Origin of the sequence: Sulfitobacter sp. EE-36 (genome assembly GCF_000152605.1) — a bacterium.
Taxonomy (GTDB): Bacteria; Pseudomonadota; Alphaproteobacteria; order Rhodobacterales; family Rhodobacteraceae; genus Sulfitobacter; species Sulfitobacter pontiacus.
Genome location: NZ_CH959310.1, coordinates 232529 through 256638, shown reverse-complemented (window position 1 = coordinate 256638; position 24110 = coordinate 232529). Strand labels below are relative to the sequence as shown.

Annotated in this window: 26 protein-coding genes; 17 read left to right on the top strand and 9 right to left on the bottom strand. The window is 60.6% G+C overall.

Features of this window, described 5'->3' with window-relative positions:
• Positions 1-2 precede the first annotated feature (2 nt).
• From EE36_RS03790 to glp, 4 genes are read left to right on the top strand one after another with little or no spacing between them, the layout of a single operon-like run.
• Positions 3-890, top strand: coding sequence for a formate dehydrogenase accessory sulfurtransferase FdhD (locus tag EE36_RS03790; protein ID WP_005849627.1), 888 nt, complete (start codon positions 3-5; stop codon positions 888-890).
• Positions 887-1489, top strand: a complete 603-nt coding sequence (gene mobA, locus EE36_RS03785) for a molybdenum cofactor guanylyltransferase MobA (RefSeq protein WP_005849625.1) — start codon at positions 887-889, stop codon at positions 1487-1489. The genes EE36_RS03790 and mobA overlap by 4 nt, the downstream gene beginning before the upstream one ends.
• Complete coding sequence (gene mobB, locus EE36_RS03780; protein ID WP_005849624.1) at positions 1486-1977, top strand: molybdopterin-guanine dinucleotide biosynthesis protein B; 492 nt, start codon at positions 1486-1488, stop codon at positions 1975-1977. The genes mobA and mobB overlap by 4 nt, the downstream gene beginning before the upstream one ends.
• The gene (glp, locus tag EE36_RS03775; RefSeq protein WP_005849622.1) at positions 1974-4049 is read left to right on the top strand and encodes a gephyrin-like molybdotransferase Glp; all 2076 of its coding nucleotides are present in this window, start codon (positions 1974-1976) and stop codon (positions 4047-4049) included. Before mobB ends, glp begins: the two co-directional genes overlap by 4 nt.
• Before the next feature lie 3 nt (positions 4050-4052).
• On the opposite strand, the gene EE36_RS03770 is transcribed toward glp, so the two are convergent.
• From EE36_RS03770 to EE36_RS03760, 3 genes are all read right to left on the bottom strand, one after another.
• Positions 4053-5087 carry a hypothetical protein gene (locus EE36_RS03770; protein WP_005849620.1) on the bottom strand — a complete coding sequence of 345 codons (1035 nt, stop codon included), beginning with the start codon at positions 5085-5087 and terminating at the stop codon, positions 4053-4055.
• 15 nt (positions 5088-5102) lie between these two features.
• Positions 5103-5573 (bottom strand): transcription elongation factor GreA, encoded by a 471-nt coding sequence (gene greA, locus EE36_RS03765; protein WP_005849618.1) that lies wholly within the window; start codon positions 5571-5573, stop codon positions 5103-5105.
• Positions 5574-5711: 138 nt separating this feature from the next.
• Positions 5712-6095: a VOC family protein gene (locus EE36_RS03760; protein ID WP_005849617.1), complete on the bottom strand. Its 384-nt coding sequence runs from the start codon at positions 6093-6095 to the stop codon at positions 5712-5714.
• Positions 6096-6188: 93 nt separating this feature from the next.
• Here EE36_RS03760 and soxR point away from each other — a divergent pair, with 93 nt between their 5' ends.
• From soxR to EE36_RS03740, 4 genes are all read left to right on the top strand, one after another.
• A complete protein-coding gene (soxR, locus tag EE36_RS03755) occupies positions 6189-6641 on the top strand; it encodes a redox-sensitive transcriptional activator SoxR (RefSeq protein ID WP_039911502.1) in 453 nt (150 codons plus the stop codon).
• A 152-nt stretch (positions 6642-6793) separates the two neighbouring features.
• Complete coding sequence (locus tag EE36_RS03750) at positions 6794-8443, top strand: electron transfer flavoprotein-ubiquinone oxidoreductase (protein ID WP_005849615.1); 1650 nt, start codon at positions 6794-6796, stop codon at positions 8441-8443.
• 218 nt (positions 8444-8661) lie between these two features.
• Positions 8662-10380, top strand: a complete 1719-nt coding sequence (locus EE36_RS03745; RefSeq protein WP_005849613.1) for a tetratricopeptide repeat protein — start codon at positions 8662-8664, stop codon at positions 10378-10380.
• Entirely contained in the window at positions 10377-11234 is an 858-nt protein-coding gene (locus EE36_RS03740) for a 4-(cytidine 5'-diphospho)-2-C-methyl-D-erythritol kinase (RefSeq protein WP_005849611.1), read from the top strand. The genes EE36_RS03745 and EE36_RS03740 overlap by 4 nt, the downstream gene beginning before the upstream one ends.
• A 27-nt stretch (positions 11235-11261) precedes the next feature.
• Here the strand turns inward: EE36_RS03740 and EE36_RS03735 are convergent, their stop codons facing one another.
• A complete protein-coding gene (locus EE36_RS03735; RefSeq protein WP_005849609.1) occupies positions 11262-12260 on the bottom strand; it encodes a polyprenyl synthetase family protein in 999 nt (332 codons plus the stop codon).
• Positions 12261-12319: 59 nt separating this feature from the next.
• Here EE36_RS03735 and EE36_RS03730 point away from each other — a divergent pair, with 59 nt between their 5' ends.
• The 3 genes from EE36_RS03730 (at position 12320) to EE36_RS17270 (ending at position 13573) form a co-directional block, all read left to right on the top strand.
• Positions 12320-12541: a DUF2007 domain-containing protein gene (locus EE36_RS03730; RefSeq protein WP_005849608.1), complete on the top strand. Its 222-nt coding sequence runs from the start codon at positions 12320-12322 to the stop codon at positions 12539-12541.
• Positions 12542-12546: 5 nt separating this feature from the next.
• Entirely contained in the window at positions 12547-13296 is a 750-nt protein-coding gene (locus EE36_RS03725) for a tRNA1(Val) (adenine(37)-N6)-methyltransferase (protein WP_005849606.1), read from the top strand.
• Positions 13297-13408: 112 nt separating this feature from the next.
• Complete coding sequence (locus EE36_RS17270) at positions 13409-13573, top strand: YdcH family protein (RefSeq protein WP_005849604.1); 165 nt, start codon at positions 13409-13411, stop codon at positions 13571-13573.
• A 92-nt stretch (positions 13574-13665) separates the two neighbouring features.
• Here EE36_RS17270 and phbB read toward each other — a convergent pair whose 3' ends face one another.
• The 3 genes from phbB to EE36_RS03710 form a co-directional block, all read right to left on the bottom strand.
• Complete coding sequence (gene phbB, locus EE36_RS03720; RefSeq protein ID WP_005849603.1) at positions 13666-14388, bottom strand: acetoacetyl-CoA reductase; 723 nt, start codon at positions 14386-14388, stop codon at positions 13666-13668.
• Positions 14389-14571: 183 nt separating this feature from the next.
• Positions 14572-15747, bottom strand: a complete 1176-nt coding sequence (locus EE36_RS03715) for an acetyl-CoA C-acetyltransferase (RefSeq protein ID WP_005849602.1) — start codon at positions 15745-15747, stop codon at positions 14572-14574.
• A gap of 121 nt (positions 15748-15868) precedes the next feature.
• Positions 15869-16711 carry an EAL domain-containing protein gene (locus EE36_RS03710; protein ID WP_005849601.1) on the bottom strand — a complete coding sequence of 281 codons (843 nt, stop codon included), beginning with the start codon at positions 16709-16711 and terminating at the stop codon, positions 15869-15871.
• Between the two features lie 120 nt (positions 16712-16831).
• Here EE36_RS03710 and EE36_RS03705 point away from each other — a divergent pair, with 120 nt between their 5' ends.
• Entirely contained in the window at positions 16832-17425 is a 594-nt protein-coding gene (locus EE36_RS03705) for a DNA-3-methyladenine glycosylase I (protein WP_039911499.1), read from the top strand.
• Positions 17426-17440: 15 nt separating this feature from the next.
• Here the strand turns inward: EE36_RS03705 and EE36_RS03700 are convergent, their stop codons facing one another.
• The gene (locus tag EE36_RS03700; RefSeq protein WP_005849598.1) at positions 17441-18364 is read right to left on the bottom strand and encodes a PleD family two-component system response regulator; all 924 of its coding nucleotides are present in this window, start codon (positions 18362-18364) and stop codon (positions 17441-17443) included.
• Positions 18365-18850: 486 nt separating this feature from the next.
• Here EE36_RS03700 and rpsD point away from each other — a divergent pair, with 486 nt between their 5' ends.
• From rpsD to EE36_RS03680, 4 genes are all read left to right on the top strand, one after another.
• Positions 18851-19471: a 30S ribosomal protein S4 gene (rpsD, locus tag EE36_RS03695; protein WP_005849596.1), complete on the top strand. Its 621-nt coding sequence runs from the start codon at positions 18851-18853 to the stop codon at positions 19469-19471.
• 167 nt (positions 19472-19638) lie between these two features.
• Positions 19639-20721, top strand: coding sequence for a histidinol-phosphate transaminase (gene hisC / locus EE36_RS03690; protein ID WP_005849595.1), 1083 nt, complete (start codon positions 19639-19641; stop codon positions 20719-20721).
• 1 nt (position 20722) lies between these two features.
• Positions 20723-21643, top strand: coding sequence for a prephenate/arogenate dehydrogenase family protein (locus EE36_RS03685; protein WP_005849593.1), 921 nt, complete (start codon positions 20723-20725; stop codon positions 21641-21643).
• Positions 21640-22413, top strand: coding sequence for an extensin family protein (locus EE36_RS03680; RefSeq protein ID WP_005849591.1), 774 nt, complete (start codon positions 21640-21642; stop codon positions 22411-22413). Before EE36_RS03685 ends, EE36_RS03680 begins: the two co-directional genes overlap by 4 nt.
• Positions 22414-22424: 11 nt before the next feature.
• Here EE36_RS03680 and EE36_RS03675 read toward each other — a convergent pair whose 3' ends face one another.
• On the bottom strand, positions 22425-23459 hold the full coding sequence (locus EE36_RS03675; protein WP_254655539.1) for a DUF2125 domain-containing protein: 1035 nt from the start codon (positions 23457-23459) through the stop codon (positions 22425-22427).
• Between the two features lie 58 nt (positions 23460-23517).
• On the opposite strand from EE36_RS03675, the gene EE36_RS03670 reads away from it, so the two are divergent.
• Positions 23518-24048 carry a gamma-glutamylcyclotransferase gene (locus EE36_RS03670; protein WP_005849587.1) on the top strand — a complete coding sequence of 177 codons (531 nt, stop codon included), beginning with the start codon at positions 23518-23520 and terminating at the stop codon, positions 24046-24048.
• The last annotated feature ends 62 nt before the right edge of the window (positions 24049-24110 follow it).

Genomic DNA, 24110 nt, shown 5'->3' with positions numbered 1-24110 from the left:
GGATGCAATTGTCCGTCAAGACAGACACCGATGCTTATTTGATCGCACCGCAACCGGGGTTGGCGCGGCTGACCCGTGCCGTGACCGGGCGCGACCAAACAGGGGCAGAAACAACGATCAATGTGGTCGAGGAACGCCCGCTGACGATATATCTGAACGCGCAGGAAATCGTCACCGCGATGACGATCGGCGATTACCCTGAATACCTCGCGCTTGGGTTCTTGCGCAATCAGGGCATGCTGCGCGACGGTGAGGATATCACCAGCGTCGACTATGACGAAGAGCTGGAGGTCGTCGTGGTCCGCACCGCCCGCAAAACCGATTACGAAGACAAGATGCGCAAGAAGACCCGTACCTCCGGCTGTGCCGTGGGCACCGTCTTTGGCGACATGATGGAGGGGCTGGAGGGCGTGATCCTGCCCACGACCCCGCTGCGGACCTCGTGGCTGTATGACCTTAGCGCACAGATCAACCGCACGCCGAGCCTGTACCTGGAAGCCGGGGCGATTCACGGCACGGTGCTGTGTCAGGGCAATCGCCCGCTGGTCTATATGGAGGACGTGGGTCGCCACAACGCGGTGGATAAGATCGCGGGCTGGATGCTCTCTGAAAAAGTCTCGGCCGAGGATAAGATCCTCTATACCACGGGGCGGCTAACGTCCGAGATGGTGATCAAGACCGCGATGATGGGCATCCCCGCGCTGGTCTCGCGTTCCGGCTTTACCGCCTGGGGGGTAGAGATCGCGCAGCAGGTCGGGCTGACGCTGATCGGCCGGATGAAGGGCAAACGCTTTATGTGTCTGGCGGGAGAGGACCGTCTGATCCGTGACGCGGACCCCGACGGAATCGCGGATGAACCGAAACGATCTGGGCGAAAGGGCAGCGCATGAAACAGCCACTTGGGGTGATTCTTGCCGGTGGGCAGGCGACGCGGATGGGCGGCGGCGACAAGGGACTGTTGCAGCTTGGCGGTCAAAGCGTGCTGGGTCATGTGATTGAACGGCTGACTCCGCAGGTGGATCGCGTCGCGTTGAATGCCAATGGTGATGCCGCGCGGTTTGCGGGGCTGAAGTTGCCGGTGTTGCCCGATAGTATCGACGGATTCGCCGGTCCCCTTGCGGGCGTGCTGGCCGGGCTGGATTGGGCCGCTGAACAGGGCGCGGATACCATCGTCACGGCGGCGGCAGACACGCCGTTCTTCCCCGGTGATCTGGTGCCGCAGCTGTTGCTGGCAAGCGAGGGGATGACCCATCCGCTGGTGCTGGCCGCCACGCCGGATGCCAAACGCGGCACCGCGCGGCATCCGACCTTTGGCCTCTGGCCCGTGGCCCTACGCGACGATCTGCGCGCCGCCTTGCAAGGGGGGCTGCGCAAGGTCGTGATGTGGACCCAAACCCATGAGGGTCGCGAAGCGCTGTTCCCCCATGAAGACGCGTTCTTTAACATCAACACCCCCCAAGATCTGGCCCGCGCACAGGAGATGCTATGAGAGTTTACGGCGTTGTCGGCTGGAAAAACGCAGGCAAAACGGGGCTGATGGAACGCCTTGTGACCGAAATCACGGGCCGCGGGTTTTCAGTGTCTACCGTGAAACATGCGCACCACAGTTTTGATGTGGATCACCCGGGCAAGGACAGCCACCGCCACCGTGTCGCAGGCGCGCGCGAGGTGCTGTTGGCCTCGCGCAACCGCTTTGCCCTGATGCATGAGTTGCAGGGCGAGGATGAACCGACGCTCGACGCGCTGCTGGCCAAGCTTGCGCCCGTCGATCTGGTGCTGGTCGAAGGCTACAAGCGCGACGGTCACGCCAAGGTCGAAGCGCATCGGGCCGAAACCGGCAATGCGCTGATCGCGCCGGAGGATCCGACGATCAAGGCGATTGCCAGCGACACCCCCATGACGTTGGATCGCCCCGTATTCGATCTGAATGACACCAGCACCATCGCCGATTTCATTCTGGCCGAGGTGGGCTTGTGAGCCCTTTCGACACGTTTGTTGTGGTCGATTGGTCCGGCGGTAATGACACCGGACCAACCCCGCGCAAAGATGCGATTTGGGCGGGGGTGTCACGGGGGGGCATCTCGGACCCGCCTGTCTATCTGCGCAACCGGTCCGAGGCAGAGGCGTGGATCGCCGCGCTGATCGAAGCGGAGCTGGCGCAGGATCGCCGCCTGTTCATCGGCTTCGATTTCCCGTTTGCCTACCCCAGCGGTTTTGCCGAGGCCCTGACGGGCAGCGACGATCCCTTCGCCCTGTGGGAGTGGTTCGAGGCGCGGGTCGAAGACGCGCCAGACCGTAACAACCGTTTCGATCTGGTGGCAGAGATCAATCTGGGTCTGGGCGATGGCAGCGGCCCTTTCTGGGCCAACGGCCTGCCGAACCGCGATATCGCAGGGCTGCCGCGCACCAAGGCAGGCTACGCCAACCCGTTTCCCGACAAGCGCGCGGCGGAACAGCGCGCCAAGGGCAGTTTCACCTGCTGGCAAATGGCGGGGGCAGGGGCTGTCGGGTCGCAGGTGGTCATGGGGCTGCCCGTGCTGTCACGCCTGCGTGCTCGTTTTGCCGATCATGTCGCGGTCTGGCCGTTTGAAAGGCCGGATGCGCAAGTGGTCTTTGCCGAGATCTGGCCGTCGCTTACCGTGGGGCCCGCCCCTGACAACATGATCAAGGATGCCTGGCAGGTGCAGGAGCTTGCGCGGCAGCTGGCCGCCGTCCCTGCCGTCGATCTGGCGCAGATGCTGGATGTTGAGGCAGCGGAAGAGGGGTGGATGTTCGGTCTGGGGTTCGAACATCTGCTCAAGGCCCCGCCACCGCTGCGCAACGACTGTTTTGCCCTGCCGCCGGGCGTGCATTGGACGCCGGTGGACGAGGCGCTGGCGCAGTTGCGGGCACGGCTGCATCCTGTGACCCCTGTCGAAGACGTGGCTTTGGCTGCCACCTTGGGGCGCATCGCCGCGGCGGATGTGCTGGCACGCCGCGCCAATCCGCCGCTGCCCAATACGGCTGTTGATGGCTATGGCTTTGCGGGCGGGCGCGAGGCCGGTGCCCATGCGATGCCGCTGGCCGAGGGGCGCGCGGCGGCAGGCGACGCGCCGGGGGCGCTTGCCGAAGGGCAGGCGATGCGCGTGCTGACAGGGGCCGCGCTGCCCGAAGGCGTCGATACCGTGGTGTTGCAAGAAGACGTGACCATCGACGGGCGCACCCTGCGGTTTAACGGTCCGGTGAAACAGGGTGCCAATACCCGCAAAGCGGGGGAGGACGTGACGGCGGGTGCCGTGACACTGCGCGCAGGACGACGGATTATAGCGGCGGATATCGCCTTGCTCGCGGCCACGGGCACGGCGTCTGTGTCGACCCATCGGCCGTTGCGCGTTGGCGTGCTATCGACAGGGGATGAGATCGTCGAGGCCGGTCGGACCGCGGCCGACGGGCAGATATTCGATGCGAACCGCCCGATGTTGCTGGGGTTGGTATCGCAGTTCGGCCATCAGGGCGTGGATCTGGGGCATGTGGGTGACGATCGCGCTGCTTTGCGCAGGCGGCTGGATGAGACGCAGGGCCGTGTCGACGCGATCCTGACCAGCGGTGGCGCGTCGGCGGGGGATGAAGACCACGTGTCGGCCCTTTTGTCCGAGGCAGGGGCGCTTGACCTGTGGCGCATCGCGGTCAAACCGGGGCGGCCCTTAGCGCTTGGCATGTGGCAAGGCGCGCCGGTTTTTGGTCTGCCGGGCAACCCCGTGGCGGCTATGGTCTGCACCCTGATTTTCGCGCGCCCTGCGTTGGCACGGCTGGCGGGGCAGGACTGGCCTGTACCGCAGGGGTTCGACGTGCCCGCAGATTTCAGCAAACGCAAGAAACCGGGGCGGCGCGAGTATCTGCGCGCGCGGATGCGCGACGGGCGGGTGCAGGTCTTTGCATCGGAGGGGTCGGGGCGGATCAGCGGGCTGGCTTGGGCCGAAGGATTGGTCGAACTCCCGGACGCCGCGGCCGACATCCAGCCGGGCGATCTGGTGCGCTATATTCCCTATGGGTCTTTCGGGATCACCTGACCGCTAGTCGAACGTCCCTGCCACGCGGCCCAGCAACATGAAGGCCCGCACGGTGCGCGTGTCGGTCAGTGCCGAGATGTCGGCGTCAGAGGCCTCGGCTTCAAAGGCAGCAAAGGCGCGGTCGAAACGGCGCAGGAAGTGATGCGCGGCATCGCGGAAGATCGGGTCTTGCTTCATGCGGGCACTGGTCAGCGCCAGCGAGGACCGGTCACGGATGCCGCCCAAAGCTGCGATCGGACGGCCTCGGGCCCCTTGGGCAAATTGGCGCCAGATTTCGGGGCGTGCACGGTCGGGGCGCAGGTCATCCATATAGATACCGTCCTGACTAAGCAGCGTCAGCACGTCCTGCGACGCCTGCACCAGCTGGGACGCATTGCGGTCTTTCAACGCCTTGCGCAGCGCCGAAAACCCTTCGGTATCCTCTGCGGTTTCGGGGAAATTCAGCGCGCGAATAAAATCTTCATGTGACAGCGGTGGGGTCATATCCGCGGCCGAAGTGCCAAGCGCCAGCGCAGGCTGGTCATCGACCACCGCAGGCTTGAGAGGCGCGAGGCGGGTGCTGGCGTCGCGGCGGCTTTGGAAGGTGGCCAGCGTGCTTTCGGTCTTGCGGGCGGCGGCGGCGATTTCATCCAGCTTGCGCGCGACGGTCGCGTCTGCGCCAAGGTTCTGTCCTTGCTGTTGCGCGATATACGCCTGCCGGATCGCGTCGATCGCGGCCTGCAACCGTTTGCTTTCCTCGCGCATGACACGGCTGGCGCGGGCCGCTGTGGCGGCGACCCAGATCATGCCAACGGGCATGAAGATCGCCAGCATCGTCATCAGGAACCGCAAACCGGCGCCGCCCGTATCGGGTTGCTGATCCGACGGCAGCATCAAGAAAAAGATCGCGGACCCCAGCAACCATACAGCGCTTAGCGCTGCGGCGATGAGTTCAATGTTCGAGATCCCGCCGTCGTTCGGGCGCGAATAGACGCCAAAGGGGGTCGACCGCGCGGATTGGCGCGGCGCGTTCGGTGTCAGCTGCGGTTTGTCGGTCATCTCTTTGTCCCCGGCTTATGCGTAGACGATTTTGAGAACCTCATAGGATTTGTCCCCCCCGGGTGTCCGCACCTCGACGCTGTCGCCTTCTTCCTTGCCGATCAGGGCGCGGGCGATAGGGGATTTGATGTTCAGCAGGCCTTTTTCGATGTTGGCCTCGTATTCACCAACAATCTGGTAGGTCTTCTCTTCGTCAGTGTCCTCGTCCACGAGGGTCACGGTCGCGCCGAACTTGATCGCGCCGGACATCTTGGCCGGGTCAATCACATCCGCAAGGGAGATCACGCCTTCAAGCTCTTTGATGCGGCCTTCGATGAAGGACTGCTTTTCCTTGGCGGAATGGTATTCGGCGTTCTCGGACAGGTCGCCGTGTTCGCGGGCTTCGGCGATGGCTTTGATGATGGCAGGGCGTTCAACCGATTTCAGATGCTTGAGTTCGGTTTCCAAAGCCGTGTGACCGGCGCGGGTCATGGGGATTTTTTCCATCAGGGGGCGTCCACGCAATGAGGGTCACAGCCCCCGAACTGTCGTCCGAGGGTGCAACCGATTTGAATTGATCCTTACCTGACCCAAACTGCCCCGCGATTGCAAGAGCAGAGTCAGCCCGTCCGCGGCAATCCGCGCTTAGTCATCGTATTGGACCAGCTCGTATTCAACACCGTCGTGATCGCGAAAATAGAAGCGCCGCCCGGGTTCGTAATCGGCGTGGTTCACCGGCGTGAACCCCTGCGCTTTGACCAAGGTTTCGGCGGCGTCCAGATCATCGACGGTCACCCCGATATGGTTCAGCGCGCCGGTGGTGTCATAGCTGCTGGTGCCCGTGGCCGGCGTCTTTTCCGGTGTGTAGAGCGCTACGTATGAACTGTCGGTTCCGATGTGAATAGTATGCCCGCCCGCTATCGCATCGCCTTGCCAGCGGATACGCCAGCCAAAGATCTGCGTCATCCAGGCGGCGGTGGCTTGCGGGTCGGTTACGGTGATGTTGGCATGTTCCAATTGTGCTGGCATTGTCGGGTCTTCCTTCCGTGTTTGTGACGTTGACCCTATGGTGTGTAATTTCTAAACCTAAGTTTAGGTCAAGGATTATTTCGGGGAATGTCTATGGCGGTGAATGACGGGTTGTCGATTGGTGCTTTGGCGCGGCGCACAGGCTTGGCGGTGTCCGCCATCCGCTATTACGAGGCGCAAGGGTTGATCAAACCGTGGCGCAACAACGGCGGGCAGCGGCGGTTCGAGCGTGCCGATCTGAGGCGGCTGAGCTTTGTGATGATCGCGCAGCAATTCGGTTTTACCTTGCCGCAGATCAAGCAAGAGCTGGATCGCCTGCCGGATGGGCGCACCCCCACCAAAGAGGACTGGGCGCGGATCAGCCAGGCGTTTCGTACAACGCTGGCCGACCGGATCGCGACGTTGACCCGCCTGCGTGACGACCTAGATGGGTGTATCGGATGCGGATGCCTGAGCCTACAGGCCTGTGCGCTTTATAACCCTCAAGACCGCGCGGGGGAGAAAGGGCAGGGGCCGCGCTATCTAATGGGAGATCCGCGCAGCTAGCATTTTGCGATGCGAAACAATATTGCTGCACTTGCAACATTTAAGATGCAAACTGTCGTGGGTGCGCTAATTTACGCTGTGTTGCGATTGCAATAGCGACCGTGCTGGTTTAGCGAAATCCAAACCGTTTTCTGCCCGAAGAGGAGCCCCAAATGGCCGAAGTTGAACGCGAAGCAATGGAATATGACGTCGTTATCGTCGGTGCGGGCCCTGCCGGTCTGTCCGCCGCGATCCGTCTGAAACAACTCGACGCCGACTGCAATGTGGTCGTGCTGGAAAAGGGCTCTGAAGTGGGGGCGCATATCCTGTCGGGTGCGGTTCTGGACCCGATCGGTCTGGACGCCCTGATGCCCGACTGGAAAGAAAAAGGCGCGCCGATCAAGACCAAGGTCGAGGAAGACAACTTCTATATGCTGGGCGAGGCGGGTAAAATCCGGGTGCCGAACTTCCCCATGCCGCCGCTGATGAACAACCACGGGAACTACATCGTTTCCATGGCCAATGTCTGCCGTTGGATGGCAGAACAGGCCGAAGAGCTGGGGGTCGAGATTTTCCCCGGTATGGCGTGCTCCGAGCTGGTCTATGGCGACAATGGCGAGATCAAAGGCGTTGTGGCCGGTGAATTCGGCATCAGCGCCGATGGCACCAAGGGTGACGGCTATGAGCCCGGCATGGAACTGCACGGCAAATACGTCTTCCTGTCCGAAGGCGTGCGCGGCAGCCTGTCCAAGCAGGTGATTGCGAAATACGATCTGGACGCCGGAAAAGAGCCGCAGAAATACGGCCTTGGCATGAAAGAAATCTGGGAGATCGACCCCGCCAAGCACAAAGAGGGCACCGTGACCCACACGATGGGCTGGCCTTTGAACAGCAACGCGGGCGGCGGGTCGTTCATTTATCACATCGAAAACAACCAGGTGTACGTCGGTTTCGTTGTCCACCTTGGCTACAAAAACCCGCATGTCTTCCCCTACATGGAATTCCAGCGCTTCAAGCACCACCCGATGGTGGCCGAGCTGCTGAAAGGCGGCAAGCGCGTGGCCTACGGCGCGCGCGCCATCACCGAAGGCGGCTACCAGTCGATGCCCAAGATGGTCGCACCCGGTGTGGCGTTGCTGGGCTGTTCGGTGGGCATGGTCAACGTGCCGCGCATCAAGGGCAACCACAACGCGATGCTGTCGGGCAAAGCTGCCGCTGAAGCGGCCTATGACGCGATTCAAGCGGGCCGCGCCGGTGACGAGCTGACCGCCTACGAGGAAGACGTCCGCAGCGGCGAGATCGGCAAAGACCTGAAAAAAGTGCGCAACGTCAAACCGTTGTGGAGCAAATACGGCCTTGTGACCTCGCTCGCCGTGGGTGGGTTCGACATGTGGACCAATACTTTCGGCTTCTCGCTGCTGGGGACGCTGGGGCATGGTAAATCCGATGCTGAAGCGACCGAAAAGGCTGACAAGCACAAGAAGATCGACTACCCCAAGCCCGATGGCAAGCTCAGCTTTGACCGTCTGACCAACGTGGCGTTTTCATTCACCAACCACGACGAAAGCCAGCCCGCGCATTTGACGCTGAAGGATCCGTCGGTGCCGGTGAATATCAACCTGCCGGAGTACGCTGGCCCCTCGGCGCGGTATTGCCCTGCCGGCGTGTATGAATTCGTCGAGGAAGACGGCAAGGACCCGCGCTTTGTCATCAACTTCCAGAACTGCGTGCACTGCAAGACCTGCGACATCAAGGATCCGACGCAGAATATCGTCTGGACCACGCCGCAGGGTGGGGATGGCCCGAACTATCCTAATATGTAAGCGTCGCTTACGGGCCTAATATGTAAGCCTCGCTTGCGGGCCTAACGTGTAAGCGTCACTTACTGGATGAAATCGATCAAAGGCGTGCTGCGGCGCGCCTTTTTTCATGCAAGGTTCCGCCGATAGAGGATAAGCGGGATGTCCCTTTGGATAGGCGGCATTGCGCTTGGTCGTGAACCTGTTAGCCTTGCGCGCAAATACAAATGAGGCGTGCCAGTATGATCCGTAACCTTCTGTTGACCGCAAGCGTTTTGGCGCTGACCGGAGCCGTTGCAATGCCCGTACAGGCGCAATCGGCGGCGGGGGCCTATCTTGCCGGTCGGCATGCTGCGGTGCGCAGTGATTTTGCGGAATCTGCCAAGTATTATGGCGAGGCGCTGGCGCTTGATCCCAAGAACCCCGAATTCCTTGAAAGCACGGTTCTGGCGCTGCTCTCTCTGGGGGATATCGACCGCGCCCTGCCTTTGGCGCGCATCATGGCCGCGTCGGACCAGCCCGGGCAGATCGCCTATCTGGTGACAACCGCTGGCATGGCGCAGGAAGAAAACTATGCGGGTCTGATCGAACAATCCGCCGACGAGGGCGGGATCGGCCCTTGGGTGGACGGTTTGGTCAAGGCCTGGGCGCATGTGGGCGTGGGCGACATGACCGCCGCCATCACCCAGTTTGACGATCTGAGCAAAGAAGCCGGCATGCAGGGGTTCGTGCTGTATCACAAGGCTTTGGCACTGGCGTCGGTCGGCGACTACGAAGGGGCGGAGGCGATCTTTGCTTCGAACCAAGCGGGATCGGCAGGGCAGACACGGCGCGGTGTGATCGCGCGGGCGGAAATCCTTGGCCAGCTCGGGCGAAATGAACAGGCGCTTGCGCTGCTGACCGATAGTTTCGGGGCCAGCAGCGACCCCGAACTTGACGGGTTGGTCGCCGCCTTACAGGGGGAAGGGCAGGTCGCCTTTACCCAGATCCCCGATGCCAAGGCAGGCATTGCCGAAGTCTTCTTTACCTTCGCGGCCGTGCTGCGCAATGAAAGTGCCGGTGACTACTATGTGCTGCTTTATTCGCGCATCGCGCGTTACCTGCGACCCGATCATATCGACGATCTGCTACTGACCGCGGATCTGCTGGAAAACATCGGCCAGTACGAGCTTGCGATCGAGGAGCTGCAGGACGTACCCGCCGACAACCCCGCCTATCACGCAGCCGAACTCGGGCGTGCGGCGGCGCTGCGACGGTCGAACAAACCGGAACAGGCGATCGAGGTTCTGCAACAGCTGACCCGCAGCCACGGCACATTGCCGTCGGTCCATTCCGCCTTGGGCGATGCGTTGCGGGCGCAGGACAACTTCAAGGCCGCAATCAAATCCTATGACCGCGCGATAGAGCTGACACCCGACAGCAATCCGCAACGCTGGGTGCTGTATTACGCCCGCGGCATTGCCGAAGAACGCTCTGGCAATGGCGAGGCATCCGAACGCGATTTTCGCGCCGCTCTCAAGATCAACCCCGATCAGCCTCAGGTGTTGAACTACCTCGGCTATTCGCTGGTGGAACAGGGGCGCAATCTGGACGAAGCGTTGAACATGATCGAACGCGCCGTCGCAGCGAGCCCTGAATCAGGCTATATCGTCGATTCACTGGGCTGGGTCTTGTATCGTTTGGGCCGCTACGAAGAGGCCGTCGACCAGATGGAAAGGGCCGTTGAACTGGTCGCCGTTGATCCGGTGGTCAACGACCACTTGGGCGACGTTTACTGGTCCGTTGGCCGTCAACGCGAGGCTGAATTCCAATGGCGTCGGGCGCTATCGTTTGTGGATCCCGAAGATAAAGACAGCGAGGCCGATCCCGACCGCATGCGCCGCAAGCTCGAGGTGGGGCTTGACGCGGTATTGGCCGAAGAAGGGGCCGAGCCGCTCAGCAAAGCCTCAGCCGAGAGATGACGACCCAAGCCGCTGCCCTCGGTGTTGCTAACGCGGGTTTCGCCTGGTCCAAGGTGAACCTGACCCTGCATGTCACTGGGCAGCGCAGCGATGGCTACCATCTGCTGGATAGTCTTGTGGTGCGCGCCGGCGTGGGCGACCGGATCGCGGTATCTCCCTCTGACCAGCTTGAGCTGTTTATCGATGGTCCCTATGGCGGTGCCGCCCCCCATGATGACCGCAACCTCGTGGTGCGTGCGGCACGGCTGCTGGACGCGGGCGCGGGCAGGGGGGCGCGGTTGCATCTGACGAAAAACCTCCCCGCCGCGGCAGGGATCGGCGGAGGATCAGCGGATGCGGCCACGGCGCTGCGCTTGCTCTCGGCGCATTGGGGGCTGCCGGTGCCCGAGGACGTGGCGCGACTGGGTGCCGATGTTCCGGTTTGCCTGCATGACACCCCCCAGCGGATGGAGGGGATCGGCGAGCGATTGACGCCCGCGCCCAAGCTGCCGCCCTGCTGGCTGGTGCTGATCAACCCGAATAAATCCGCCGCCACGCCCGAGGTCTTCTCGCGGCTCGAGTCCCGCGCCAACGCGCCCATGCCCAAAGAGCTGCCCGCATTCACCAGCGCGCCTGCGTTCGCCGCCTGGCTGGCCACACAGCGCAACGATCTGGAGGCACCGGCGATCCAGGTGGTGCCAGAGGTGGCAGAGTGTCTGGGCAGCCTACAGGACGCGCTGCTGGCGCGTATGTCGGGCTCTGGTGCGACCTGCTTTGGCCTTTACGAGACCGAGGCACTGGCGCAGCGCGCCGTCACGCGTATTGCGGCGGCACAGCCCGGCTGGTGGGCCACCGCCGCACCGATGCTGGGGTAGCTTCGACGCGCCCCAATTGGGGGGCGATTAGCTGATACGCGCGACGACGTAATCGGCCAGATCGCGCAGCATCTGCGTCAGATCATGATCAGGCAGGGTGTTCAGCGCAGTCTTGGCCTGTTCCGCCCATGCCAGCGCCTCTGCCTTGGTTTCATCCAGAGTGCCATGTGCATTCAGCAGTGACAGAGCGTGTTCAAGATCGCCGTCCTCCTGCTTGCCCTTCTCGATGGTGCGGGTCCAGAAGGCACGTTCGGCCGCGTCGCCTTTGGCGATCGCCTTGATCACGGGCAGGGTCAGCTTACGCTCGCGGAAGTCATCACCGATGTTCTTGCCGGTGGCATTCGGATCGCCTTGATAGTCCAGCAGATCGTCGACAATCTGGAACGCGATCCCCAAGGCATCACCATAGTCATACAGTGCCTGAACCTGTGCGTCAGGGGCCGTGGCAATCACCCCGCCCACCTGCGTCGCCGCCGAAAACAACGCCGCCGTCTTCCCGCGCACGACCTGTAGGTAGATGCCTTCATCCGTGGCCAGATTCTGCGCGGCGGTCAGTTGCAGCACCTCGCCCTCTGCAATCGTGGCGGAGGCATTGGCAAGGATCGCCAGCACGCGCATGTTATTCGTCTCGGTCATCAGCTGGAAGCTGCGCGCGAAAAGGTAATCGCCCACCAGCACCGAAGACTTGTTGTCCCACAGCAAGTTAGCCGTCGGCCGCCCGCGACGCTGCGCGCTTTCATCGACCACATCGTCGTGCAGCAGGGTCGCGGTGTGAATGAATTCCACTGTGGCGGCAAGGTGCACGTGGTAGGGGCCGTCATAGCCGCACAGACGCGCCGCAGCGAGGGTCAGCATCGGGCGCAGCCGCTTGCCGCCTGCCTCTACCAGATGGGCCGTGACCTCGGGGATGCGCGGCGCATGTTCTGACGCCATGCGGTCGCGGATCAGGTCGTTCACCGCGGTCATATCCGCGTTAAGATAGGCCGCCATCCGGTCATGTGGTTTCTGGGTGTTTTCGCTCGTCATTTACACGACCTTAATTGGAAGGCTCGACAATCAACGTCGATTGCCCTTACATCTCTGTTATGAAGGAACTTTTGCGCACAACCGATCCGACAATAATCGCCTTTGCCAGCGCCCTTCTTCAGGGCGAGGATATAGACTGCTTTCCGCTGGACGTAAACATGAGCGTGCTTGAAGGCGGGATCGGCATTTTCCCCCGCCGCTTGATGGTGCACGACGACGATCACACCGCCGCAACGCGGGTGTTGCTTGACAACGACATCCCCACCGGGTTGCCCAAGTAACCGCTGTGGACGTTTTTGACCCCGACGCGCTCACGCGGGATGCGTTTCTGGGCGGCAAACTGCATTTGTGGCAGCCGCGTAAAGGCTACCGTGCGGGCGTCGACCCTGTTTTATTGGCTGCAACGGTTCCGGCGCAGGCCGGTCAGCACGTGCTAGAGCTGGGCTGCGGGGTAGGGGCGGCGTCGCTTTGTCTGGGCGCGCGGGTGCCGGGCTTGCAGCTGACGGGGGTCGAGATCCAGCCTGCCTATGCCGCGCTTGCACGGCGCAATAATCCAGCATTTGAAGTGGTCGAGGCCGACATTGATGCCATGCCGCTGGCCCTGCGGCAGCGACAATTTGACCACGTTCTTGCCAACCCGCCGTATTTTGATCGGCATGCCTCTGTCGCTGCGACAAATAGCGGTCGTGAAACCGCCTTGGGTGAAGCGACTCCGTTGGAAACCTGGGTCAAGATCGCGGCCAAGCGCCTTGCCCCGAAAGGACAGACGCATTTTATCCATCGGGCGGAACGCCTGCCCGATCTGATCCGCGCGCTACCCCATGATATGGGCAGCATAGAGGTGCTGCCGATCGCACCGCGCATCGGTCGCATGGCTGAACTGGTCATCCTGCGTGCGCGCAAAAGCGGGCGGGGGGCATTTCGCTTGAACGCGCCCCTTATCGTGCACGAAGGCGCACAACATTTAAGCGACGGCGACAGTTATGTGCCCGAAATAAGAGCGGTCCTGCGCGAGGGCGCAGCGCTGCCATTCTAAGCAGCCTCTCGCCGATATCTCAACTTGTCGATAGTTTTGCTGCGCTGCCGCGTGACAGGTGGAATATTTCGTGCTTCAATCATTCTACGCAACATAACCTAAGGAGAGTTACATGGCTTTTGACGCACATCTGGATGCTCTGAAACGGAAGCATTTGGCAATGAGTGACGCTGTAGAACAGGCCCAACGATCGCCGAGTATGGACGGGCTAAAGGTTGCGAATATGAAAAAGGAAAAGCTGCGCTTGAAAGAGGAAATTACCCGGCTTTCCGCCTGATAGATTTCAATTCCGTTGGCGTGCCCATTGGTGGGCCGCCGACAAAAAGGCCAGCGCGAAATGCGCTGGCCTTTTGCGTTCAAGTAGGCCGTTCAGACCAGATGCTGCGCACCATTCGCGGTGATCGTGGACCCGTTGATAAAGCCCGCGTCATCACTGACTAGGAATACAACCGCGCGGGCGATTTCTTCGGGTTCGCCCAAGCGGCCGGTCGGGATTTGCGCCACGATAGAGTCGCGCACCTTCTCGGGCACCGCCATCACCATATCCGTCGCGATATAACCGGGGCAGATCGCATTCGCGGTAATATTGGCACGCGCGCCTTCCTGAGCGAGTGACTTCACAATGCCCAGATCGCCTGCTTTGGTCGCGGCATAGTTCACCTGGGCGAACTGACCTTTCTGCCCATTGATCGAGCTGATGACGACGATGCGACCGAATTTGCGCTCGCGCATGCCAGGCCAAACCGGGTGGATCGTATTGAAAACACCCGTCAAATTGGTGCCAACCACTTCGTTCCACTGGTCGGGCGTCATCTTGTGGAAAGGTGCGTCGCGGGTGATACCTGCGTTCGCTACGACCACGTCAATCGGGCCTAAGTCTTCTTCGACTTTGGCAATCCCGGCTTTGGAGTCGTCATAGTCGGCGACGTTCCACTTGTAGGTTTTGATGCCCGTGGTTTCTGTAAACTGCGCGGCTGCCTCGTCGTTCCCGGCATATGTTGCCGCGACGGTGTATCCTGCGTCTTTCAAAGCTGTGGAAATAGCCGCCCCGATCCCGCGGCTTCCCCCTGTTACAAGTGCAACACGTGACATAAATCTCTCCCCTTAAGGCAATGTTGTTTCGTTTGCCTTATTAATTTCGTAATTTAATTACGTGGAGAATTTGTAGTCAGGCTTGAAATTCATTGCAACAGTTTACGCAGGGAAAAAGCAGATGTTTTTCGCGTGGCGCGCGTTCTTGCCGAACACGCGCCACGCTTGATCGATTATACAGCGTTATGGGCGCTCAAGACACATGGCCACGCCCATGCCACCGCCGATGCACAGGGTCGCGAGGCCTTTTTTCGCGCCGCGCCGCTGCATCTCAAACAAAAGGGTGTTCAGGATGCGGGCGCCGGAGGCACCGATGGGGTGGCCGATTGCGATGGCACCGCCGTTCACGTTCACGATCGATGGATCCCACCCCATGTCCTTGTTGACCGCGCAGGCCTGCGCCGCGAAGGCTTCGTTGGCTTCGACAAGGTCTAGATCCTCGGCCTTCCAACCCGCTTTCTCAAGCGCTTTACGCGATGCATAGATCGGGCCGGCACCCATGATCGTCGGGTCCAGGCCAACGGTCGCATATGACGCGATGCGCGCCAAAGGTGTGATGCCGCGCTTTTCGGCGTTGTCTGCGGACATCAGCAATGCGCCAGCGGCACCGTCGTTCAGGCCGGACGCATTGGCTGCGGTGACGGAACCGTCTTTGGTGAAGGCGGGGCGCAGTTTCTGCATCGCTTCCATCGTGGCACCGTGGCGGATGTATTCATCTTGATCGACAACCACCTCGCCCTTGCGGGTTTTGACGGTGAAAGGCACGATTTCGTCTTGGAATTTACCGGCCTTCTGGGCGGCTTCGGCTTTGTTCTGCGAGGCCACCGCGAATGCGTCTTGGGCGTCACGACTGATATCCCATTTAGCGGCAACGTTTTCAGCTGTCTGACCCATATGGTACCCGTGGAAGGCATCCCACAGACCGTCGCGGATCATCGTATCGATAAGTTGCATGTCGCCCATTTTCTGGCCCGGACGCAGATTTTGGGCGTGGGGGCTCATCGACATGTTTTCCTGACCGCCGGCTGCCACAATATCGGCGTCGCCCAATTGGATGTGCTGTGCTGCCAAAGCGACCGCGCGCAGACCAGAGCCGCAGACCTGATTAATCGACCATGCAGCACTTTCGATAGGCAGACCCGCATTCACATGTGCCTGACGGGCAGGGTTTTGCCCCTGAGCGGCGGTCAGAACCTGACCCAGAATTGTTTCATTGACCTCGGAAGGGTCGATGCCTGCGCGGGCGACGATCTCTTTCAGCACCGCGGCACCCAGATCGTGCGCGGGTGTATTTGCAAAGGATCCGCTGAAGCTGCCGACAGGCGTGCGCGCTGCGGATGCGATGACAACGTTGGTCATATGTGTTCTTCCCCTGAACTACTGACGTGGGGTAATATAATACGGCGTTTTCCCGTTCCCCCGTCTTCTATGGTTTGGACATATCCCATTGCTGCACATGCGGCAATCGCGCCATGTTCGCTTACGCATTTTTGCGCTCTTCCGGCGTGCTCTGCCAGTAGGGTTGGGTGGTTGGTGCGCCATACAGAAAGCCCTGTTGGCAATCGACCCCAAGCGCGAGAAGCAGGGATGCATCGTCTTGATTTTCCACCTGTTCGGCGACGGTTATCATGTCGAAGTTGCGCGCGATCGACACCATGATCGACACGATTGCACGATTGTCGGGGTGGTCGCTTACGCCGCGGGCGAACTGCCCGTCGATCTTCAGAATGTCAAAGAACATCTCTTTCAAATAACGGATGGCGATGTAGTCAGAGCCAAAGTTATCCAATGCAAAGCAAACGCCCCGTGTCTGGAACTGGTCCATAAAGCTGGCGACGAGTTCGGGCATTTGCATCGCCGATTTTTCGCTAATTTCCAGGATGAGACGTTCGCCAATGGTGCCGTCGCGCGACAGCCACCGGTTCAAAAGGGTCGTCCATCCCGCATACCCGATAGAGCGCGCGGACATGTTGATCGAAAGGCGCAACCCTTTGTTTTCGCTCAGCGCGGCAAGCCCCGCATTGAGCGACAGCACATCAATCTCGCGGCCAAGCTGGGTCTTCTCGACCACGGGCATGAATTCGCGGGCGGGAATGACGCGACCGGTGGGATCCAGAATGCGAATGAAACCTTCGTAAAAGGCGATTTTTGGGTCGTCCGCGTCCCGCATGACAGGCTGGTAAGCCATCAACGTCTGATTATGCGCGACAGCAGCCCGGACCATGGCCAATGTGCTGCCGTCGCGTTGGGTCAGCGCGTAGTCGAGCGGGTTTTTCGTCCCCTCGGGCAGGTCGGCGAGCGGGTGTGGTGATATATCTTCCAAAGTGGCGCTTCCATTTATCGCTGTACTCATGTCACCTTGGCGCGGAAACTTGTAACGCCGGGTTAACGCGGCAATGCAGTACAAATTTTAGCCATCCGGCCAGATCCGTCGGAGAAGGGGATGTGGATGCAGCGGTGTGACTGGGCTGGGCCAGAGAAAATTTACCTGGATTATCATGACACTGACTGGGGTGTGCCGGAGTATGACAGTCGCGCGCTTTGGGAAAAACTGATCCTCGATGGCTTTCAGGCAGGGCTGAGTTGGATCACGATACTTAAAAAGCGAGAGAATTTTCGCGAGGCTTTTGCCGGTTTTGACCCTAATGTCATCGCCACATGGGGTGAAGCCGAGGTTGAACGCTTGCTCGCCAACCCCGGCATTATCCGCCACCGCGGAAAGATAGAGGCGGCAATTACAAATGCACGCGTTTGGCAAGAGATTGAAAAGAAGGAGGGATTTGATCGGTACTTATGGAAATACGTGGGGTTCGAGCCACTGCAAAACCGGTTTGAGCGTCAGTCGGATGTTCCCGCATGGACGCCGCTTTCAAAGCAGATATCGGCTGACTTGAAAAAACGGGGGTTTAAGTTCTGCGGCCCGACAATCGTCTATGCGTTCATGGAGGCTGTGGGCATGGTGAATGACCATTTGACGTGCTGTCCCCGTCATCAGGCTGTGGCGCAAAGGCCCAAACACGACTGGGACGCCGGCTAGGCCGCTGTTACCGTGTTAGGCGGTAATGGTACTTAGGCGCTTTGCGAGTTGGTCAAGCATCACAATCGTGTCGCCGCTGGTCGAGAATGCCTTGGTGCGGCAGTAGTCGACGTTGACCACGATATCGCGATGACATGCTGCCTCTGGCGAGGTCTGGACCGCGCTCTTCACCACGTCAGCAATATTGAGCGTGGATTGCGTTTTAAGCGCGGGCGAGAGCGCGGCGAAGGTGCCGTTTGATCGATATGTCACGATAAGGTTCAGGCTGCTGAGCGCATCGGTCAACCTGCGTGCCAATCCGACGGAAAACTCGACGCGCTGGTCTTGCGGAACCTGCGCAAGCACATCCGCAAAGTTCTGCAACACGATCACAGCGATCTGCATGCCGCCACCAAACTCGGATTGCATGCGCATAATGCAGTTTTCAAAGGCGTCCTGCGGGACAAGGCCGCTCTCGGAAAGCTCGGACGGCGACATCGGACGGTCGAGCGCGAGCTCTTTCAGAACGTCGAAATTCTCTTGGTTGGGGGATTCATGCGGGCGTTTCAGGTGCCGGACAAATTCGGCGTTGCGCATTTCTGCACCATGAATGCGTGCCTCAAGGTCGAAGAACTCGAACGGTTTGATGATATAGTCCCACGCGCCCGCCACAAAGGATTTCGCGATGCTTTCGCTGTTCTTTACCCCGGTGAGCATGATGATGGGCACGAATTCGTACCCGTCGATTTGTCGGATGTGGGGGATAAGTTCTACGCCGGACATTTCCGGCATCTGGATGTCGAGCAGGAGGCAGTCGAAAATAACCGGCGCGCTATGGATGACTTCAAGCGCCTCCTTGCCGGAGGCGGCCGTGCGGACATATTCGTGATCTTGCGTTCGAAGATATTCTTCTAGCAAATTGCGCAGATCTTGGTTGTCCTCGACGGCCAAGATTCTCATGCGTGTGGCCTTTGAAGGCTACGCACCACAACTGCATTACAAGTTCCGATGAAGTGCATTGGATGCCAACGGTATCCGCCGCGATAGCCCATGTTATGCGTCACACTAGCCCCCTCAAACCGTTCAACACATTGATGCTGCGTGACAATCGTTAACTTTTCAACTTAAAAGTGCTCGCTTTAACCTTTTGTTAACGATTTTGGCGATTTTAAGGCAGCGTTCGGCGGGTCACATGACGTAGGGCGGCGGAGCGTTCATCGAAATGCGCATTTTCACGGACTTCCCGGCCGCTACTGCCTAATAAGCTATGATTTGAGGCTAATTGGGCCAAGTTCGTGCATTGACTCCAACCCGCAGCACCGTATAAGCGCCGCTTGATTGGTGTTGGTGGACCCCGCAAGGGGAACCCTGTCAGGCTTCGGCCAGAGGACAACGCCCTTTACCGCCCGTCGCAATCCTGCGGGGGCCTCAAAAAGGAGAACAGCCGTGACTAAGCGTACAGCTGCCAAGCACAAAATTGACCGCCGTATGGGCGAAAACATCTGGGGCCGTCCTAAGTCCCCAGTGAATCGTCGTGAATACGGCCCCGGCCAGCACGGTCAGCGCCGCAAGGGCAAAATGTCCGACTTCGGCATTCAGCTGCGCGCCAAGCAGAAGCTGAAAGGCTACTACGGCGATCTGACCGAAAAGCAATTCCGCCGCATCTACGGTGAAGCCGAGCGTGTAAAAGGCGACACCGGTGAAAACCTGATCGGTCTGCTGGAGCGTCGCCTGGACGCCGTTGTATACCGCGCCAAATTCGTCGCGACCGTTTTCGCTGCGCGCCAGTTCGTGAACCACGGCCACGTCAAAGTGAACGGCAAGAAGGTTAACATTCCTTCCTACCGCGTCAAAGAAGGCGACGTGATCGAAGTGCGTGACCGTTCCAAGCAAATGGTTGCCCTGCTCGAAGCGACGCAACTGGCAGAGCGTGACGTGCCTGACTACATCGAGGCGGATCACTCCAAGATGACAGCGACATTCGTGCGCACCCCCGCTTTGGGCGACGTGCCATACCCTGTCATGATGGAACCGAACCTCGTGGTCGAATTCTACGCGAAGAACTAAGGTTCCTCGCATATCAATGCCGAAGGGGCCACGCTGGAAAGACCGGCGTGGCCCTTTTTGCGTTTGGTGACGCGCCTTTAGCGCGGGGCCATATGACGCTGGGACAAGATCGTAGTGGCGCTGGCGACGGCGCGCGTTTATGGTCCGCCCGACAGGAGACATGACAGATGACAACCGCTATTCGCCCGCAACCCGGCATTATGGACATCGCGCTGTATCAAGGCGGGGCGTCCCATGTGGCGGGGCTTGATAATGTGATCAAGCTCAGCTCGAACGAGAACCCGCTTGGCCCGTCCGACGCGGCCGTCAAAGCGTTCCGCGATGCGTCCTATGATCTGCATCGCTATCCGTCCTCTGATCATACCGCGCTGCGTCAGGCGATCGCGCAGGTGCACGGGCTGGACGCTGACCGCATCATTTGCGGGGCCGGCTCGGACGAGATCATCGCCTTTTTGTGCCAAGCGTTCTCGGGCGAGGGGACAGAGGTGCTGCACACGGTGCACGGCTTTGGCATGTACCGGATCTCCGCGCTGGCCAATGGCGCGACCCCGGTCGAGGTGCCCGAAAACGAACGGGTCACGGATGTGGATGCGCTGCTCGCGGGGTGCACCGACAAAACGCGGCTGGTGTTCATTGCGAACCCGAACAACCCCACCGGCACCATGATCGGGCTGAGCGAGATTGAACGCCTTGCCGCCGGTATCCCCAAACAGGCAATTCTGGTGCTCGACGGGGCCTATGCCGAATATGTCGAAGGCTATGACGGCGGCGCGGCTTTGGTCGATAGCCACGATAATATCGTGATGACGCGGACGTTCTCGAAGCTTTACGGTCTGGGCGGGCTGCGGATCGGTTGGGGCTATGCACCGGCGCATATTATCGACGTGCTGAATCGTGTGCGCGGCCCGTTCAACCTGTCGCAAGCCGCGCTGAATGCGGCAACGGCGGCGATCAAGGATACCGGCTACGCCGCCCATTGCCGGAGCGAGAACGCCAAATGGCGCAGTTGGATGGCTGATGCGCTGGCAGAGATCGGCGTGCCGTCTGATGTGTCTTGCGCGAACTTCATCCTCGCACGGTTCAAGTCGCAGGACGAGGCCGAGGCCTGTGATGAATACCTCAAGACCCAAGGGTTGATCGTGCGGCGCGTGGCGGGCTACCAGCTGCCGACCTGCTTGCGGATCACCGTGGGCGATGAAAGCGCATGCCGTCGCGTGGTGCATGCGATCCGACAGTTTAAAGGCGACTGATATGCCCGTAATTTATGAGAAAGTCGCGCTGATCGGCTTGGGGCTGATCGCCTCTTCGATGTTCTGGGCGATGAAGCGCGGCGGGCTTGCGGGCCATGTGTCGGGCTTTGCACGCAGCGCCGAAACCCGCGACACCGCCCGCGAGATTGGACTGTGCGACGAGGTCTGCGATTCCATCGCCAAGACGGTGAAAGACGCGGATCTTGTGGTGCTTTGTGTACCCGTCGGCGTCATGGGGTCGGTCGCGGCCGAGATGGCCGGGCATCTCAAACCCGGCTGCACGGTGACGGATGTGGGGTCGGTCAAGGCGGATGTGATCGCGCAAGTGGGCCCACTGCTGCCCGACGGGGTGCATTTCATCCCCGCACATCCTTTGGCGGGGACCGAACACTCCGGCCCACGCAGCGGCTTTGCAGAGCTTTTTGACAACCGCTGGTGCCTGCTGGTGCCTGTGCCCGACACCAACGCCAATGCGATCTCGCGGTTGCGGAACCTCTGGGATGGTATGGGTGCCAATGTCGAGGAAATGGATGCGGAGCATCACGATCTGGTGCTTGCAGTGACCAGCCATGCGCCGCATTTGATCGCGTATACGATGGTGGGCGTGGCCGATGATTTGCGCCGCGTGACCGATAGCGAAGTGATCAAATATTCCGCCGCGGGTTTTCGCGACTTTACCCGCATCGCGGCAAGCGATCCGACCATGTGGCGCGATGTGTTCCTGACCAACAAGGAGGCCACGCTCGAGATTCTGGGCCGCTTTACGGAAGAGCTTTTCGCATTGCAGCGCGCGATCCGTATGGGGGATGGCGATCATCTACATGATTACTTCACCCGTACCCGCGCGATCCGTCGCGGGATTATCGAAGCGGGGCAGGACACGGACGCGCCGAACTTTGGTCGCCAACCCGGCAATAAATGATCCGGGCGGCGCTGATATACGCGCTGCTTTCCGGTGCCGCACTGGCCGGGCCCGATACTTCTTTGCGCCCGCCGGCTTTGGCCGGGGGTGCTGCGCTGACACCCCAAGGGTCGATTGCCACGCCGCCGCGCAATGCGGGGGCCAAACGCGCGATAGCGGCCACGGGCGGGATCGCCTCCTCGCTACGGCCCAGCCTGCGCAGCCGTAAGCTAGAACAAGCGGCCAAGGCCAAACGCCGCTTGCTGGCCAAGGGCGCTGTGTGCGGGGATATTTCCATTCAGGGCAAGGCGATCGGACGGGTGCAACCTAAGCTCAAGGGATGTGGTGTCAGCGATGCGGTTCAGATCCAATCGGTGTCGGGCGTACGGTTGAGCCAAGCGGCGGTGATGGACTGCAAGACTGCCAAAGCATTGAAAACATGGATTGATCAATCGGCAAAGCCCGCTTTTGCCGGTCAGGGTGGCCTGCGCGGGCTGCGTGTCGCCGCCCATTACGCCTGCCGGACGCGCAACAACCAGCCGGGTGGCAAGATATCAGAGCACGGGCGCGGGCGGGCGATCGATATCTCGGGTTTCCAGATGCACAGCGGTGCTGAGGTCAGTGTGTTGAAGGGCTGGAATGCCCCCGCGAGCCGTAAGGCCATGCGTCGGGTGCACAAGGGGGCCTGCGGGCCGTTTGGCACCGTGCTTGGCCCGAAAGCAAACCGTTTCCATCTGGATCACTTTCATTTCGACACGGCGCGGTATCGCAAGGGGACCTATTGCCGTTGATTTAACGCAATTCAGCGCAAAATAATCTTGGGTGCTCGGCCCAAGGGGATGAAACCCATAGACATCTTTCCGTCCTTCACGGTGATGTCCAGATCCAGCGCATCGGTGTTCCCCGACATTTGCGCCAACCCCTTCAGCATTTGTTCCGCTTGGGGGCGGAAGTTGGGGGGAATGTATCCCGCGCTCTCAACCATGGTCAGCATCGTCGGCCAGTCTTGTGCCGCGACCGACAGCGTCCCTGTTGCCAGACCGTCTTCGGCGACCGCAATTGTACCGCGCAGGGACAGGGCGATGTCGCCCCAGGCAAGCTCGGCATGACGCAGGTCGATCACGCGGGGCTGGGGGCGGGTCCGGCCAAGGGCCTTACGGTCCCACAGCCGGTCAAAGGTGATGGTCGCTTTGGCGGTGACGGTGTCAAAGGCCTCTGTCCAATCGTCGGGCAGGCCGAACAGGCCGCGCAGTGCGGCACTGGGGGTGACGTTCTGCGCGTCCAGCGCCAGATCATAGATCGGCTGGCCGACGGTCTGTTGCACAGCGCTGACGTTCAACCCGCGCCCCTCGACAGGGCCGGTGACGGGCAGGTCAAGCACCCAGGCACCGCCGTCCAGCGTCAACCGGTCCAGCTGGCCGGAAACGCTGGGGCGTAGGCGCAGATCGGTTGTCACGTCCTCGGCCGACAACATGGCGCGCAGGTTGGGGCCGGACAGGCCAAGTTCGATATAGGGCGAGGCAACGGTGACATATCCGGGCCAGTATGCGGGGGTAGAGATGTCGACGCGCTTTGCCGCGACGGCGCTGGCGATCCCGCGCCCGGCATTTTGGGCCGGCGGGGTCAGGGTCACATCGGTCAGACGGGTTTGCAACCGCGTGGGGAAGCCCTGCTTTTTCATTTCGCCCACGTCTGCCTGCCATCCGGCTGCGCGGCGCGTTTCGATCAGTTTCGCGATGCCCCGCTGCAATCCGGACGAGGCCGCGACCCACCATCCGCACCAAACCGCCGCCAGAACGACAATAACCAACACGACCTTGCCCATTTTACCCAACACCTTATTAACGCCTGCGATAGCGCAGCTTTAAACAAGCCAATGATAAAGGACCAGAGACATGGCAATGTGGGTGTTCGGTTACGGCAGCTTATTGTGGAAACCGGGGTTTGACGTCGCGGAAAGCGTGATCGGGCGGTTGCCCGGGTATGCCCGGTCTTTCTGCATGCGCTCCATCCACCACCGTGGCTCGGTCGAACGTCCGGGACTTGTGCTGGCGCTGGATGCGGATACCGGCACGGCCTGCGATGGCATGGCGCTGCGCGTGGCACCGGGCACCGAAGAGGCGACGCTGGCCTATTTGCGCGAACGCGAGCTTGTCTCGTCGGCTTATGTAGAGAAAACCCTGGATGTGCAGCTAGAGGACGGGCGCACGGTTGCGGCCTTGGTCTATGTGATTGACGCGGAACATGACCAATACTGCGGCGGCTTGCCGCTGGAAGAGCAGGCGCAGATCATCTCGGGCGCGGTTGGCGGCATGGGGCCGAATACCGAATATCTATTCAACACCGCAGCGCATCTGACGCAGATCGGGCTGCATGATCCGTCGCTGGCGTGGCTGCACGACCGCGTAAAGACTTTATGCGCATAAACCCGTGGCATAACCGTCGGGATTAAGTGTAGGCTGCGGCAACAGAAGCACAAAAGTGTCAG

Coding starts and splice junctions, on each gene's coding strand:
- EE36_RS03790 (WP_005849627.1), top strand. CDS start 3: ATGCAATTGTCCGTCAAGACAGACACCGATGCTTATTTGATCGCACCG.
- mobA (WP_005849625.1), top strand. CDS start 887: ATGAAACAGCCACTTGGGGTGATTCTTGCCGGTGGGCAGGCGACGCGG.
- mobB (WP_005849624.1), top strand. CDS start 1,486: ATGAGAGTTTACGGCGTTGTCGGCTGGAAAAACGCAGGCAAAACGGGG.
- EE36_RS03770 (WP_005849620.1), bottom strand. CDS start 5,087: ATGACCGACAAACCGCAGCTGACACCGAACGCGCCGCGCCAATCCGCG.
- greA (WP_005849618.1), bottom strand. CDS start 5,573: ATGGAAAAAATCCCCATGACCCGCGCCGGTCACACGGCTTTGGAAACC.
- EE36_RS03760 (WP_005849617.1), bottom strand. CDS start 6,095: ATGCCAGCACAATTGGAACATGCCAACATCACCGTAACCGACCCGCAA.
- soxR (WP_039911502.1), top strand. CDS start 6,189: ATGGCGGTGAATGACGGGTTGTCGATTGGTGCTTTGGCGCGGCGCACA.
- EE36_RS03750 (WP_005849615.1), top strand. CDS start 6,794: ATGGCCGAAGTTGAACGCGAAGCAATGGAATATGACGTCGTTATCGTC.
- EE36_RS03745 (WP_005849613.1), top strand. CDS start 8,662: ATGATCCGTAACCTTCTGTTGACCGCAAGCGTTTTGGCGCTGACCGGA.
- EE36_RS03740 (WP_005849611.1), top strand. CDS start 10,377: ATGACGACCCAAGCCGCTGCCCTCGGTGTTGCTAACGCGGGTTTCGCC.
- EE36_RS03735 (WP_005849609.1), bottom strand. CDS start 12,260: ATGACGAGCGAAAACACCCAGAAACCACATGACCGGATGGCGGCCTAT.
- EE36_RS03730 (WP_005849608.1), top strand. CDS start 12,320: ATGAAGGAACTTTTGCGCACAACCGATCCGACAATAATCGCCTTTGCC.
- EE36_RS17270 (WP_005849604.1), top strand. CDS start 13,409: ATGGCTTTTGACGCACATCTGGATGCTCTGAAACGGAAGCATTTGGCA.
- phbB (WP_005849603.1), bottom strand. CDS start 14,388: ATGTCACGTGTTGCACTTGTAACAGGGGGAAGCCGCGGGATCGGGGCG.
- EE36_RS03715 (WP_005849602.1), bottom strand. CDS start 15,747: ATGACCAACGTTGTCATCGCATCCGCAGCGCGCACGCCTGTCGGCAGC.
- EE36_RS03705 (WP_039911499.1), top strand. CDS start 16,832: ATGTGGATGCAGCGGTGTGACTGGGCTGGGCCAGAGAAAATTTACCTG.
- EE36_RS03700 (WP_005849598.1), bottom strand. CDS start 18,364: ATGAGAATCTTGGCCGTCGAGGACAACCAAGATCTGCGCAATTTGCTA.
- hisC (WP_005849595.1), top strand. CDS start 19,639: ATGACAACCGCTATTCGCCCGCAACCCGGCATTATGGACATCGCGCTG.
- EE36_RS03685 (WP_005849593.1), top strand. CDS start 20,723: ATGCCCGTAATTTATGAGAAAGTCGCGCTGATCGGCTTGGGGCTGATC.
- EE36_RS03680 (WP_005849591.1), top strand. CDS start 21,640: ATGATCCGGGCGGCGCTGATATACGCGCTGCTTTCCGGTGCCGCACTG.
- EE36_RS03670 (WP_005849587.1), top strand. CDS start 23,518: ATGGCAATGTGGGTGTTCGGTTACGGCAGCTTATTGTGGAAACCGGGG.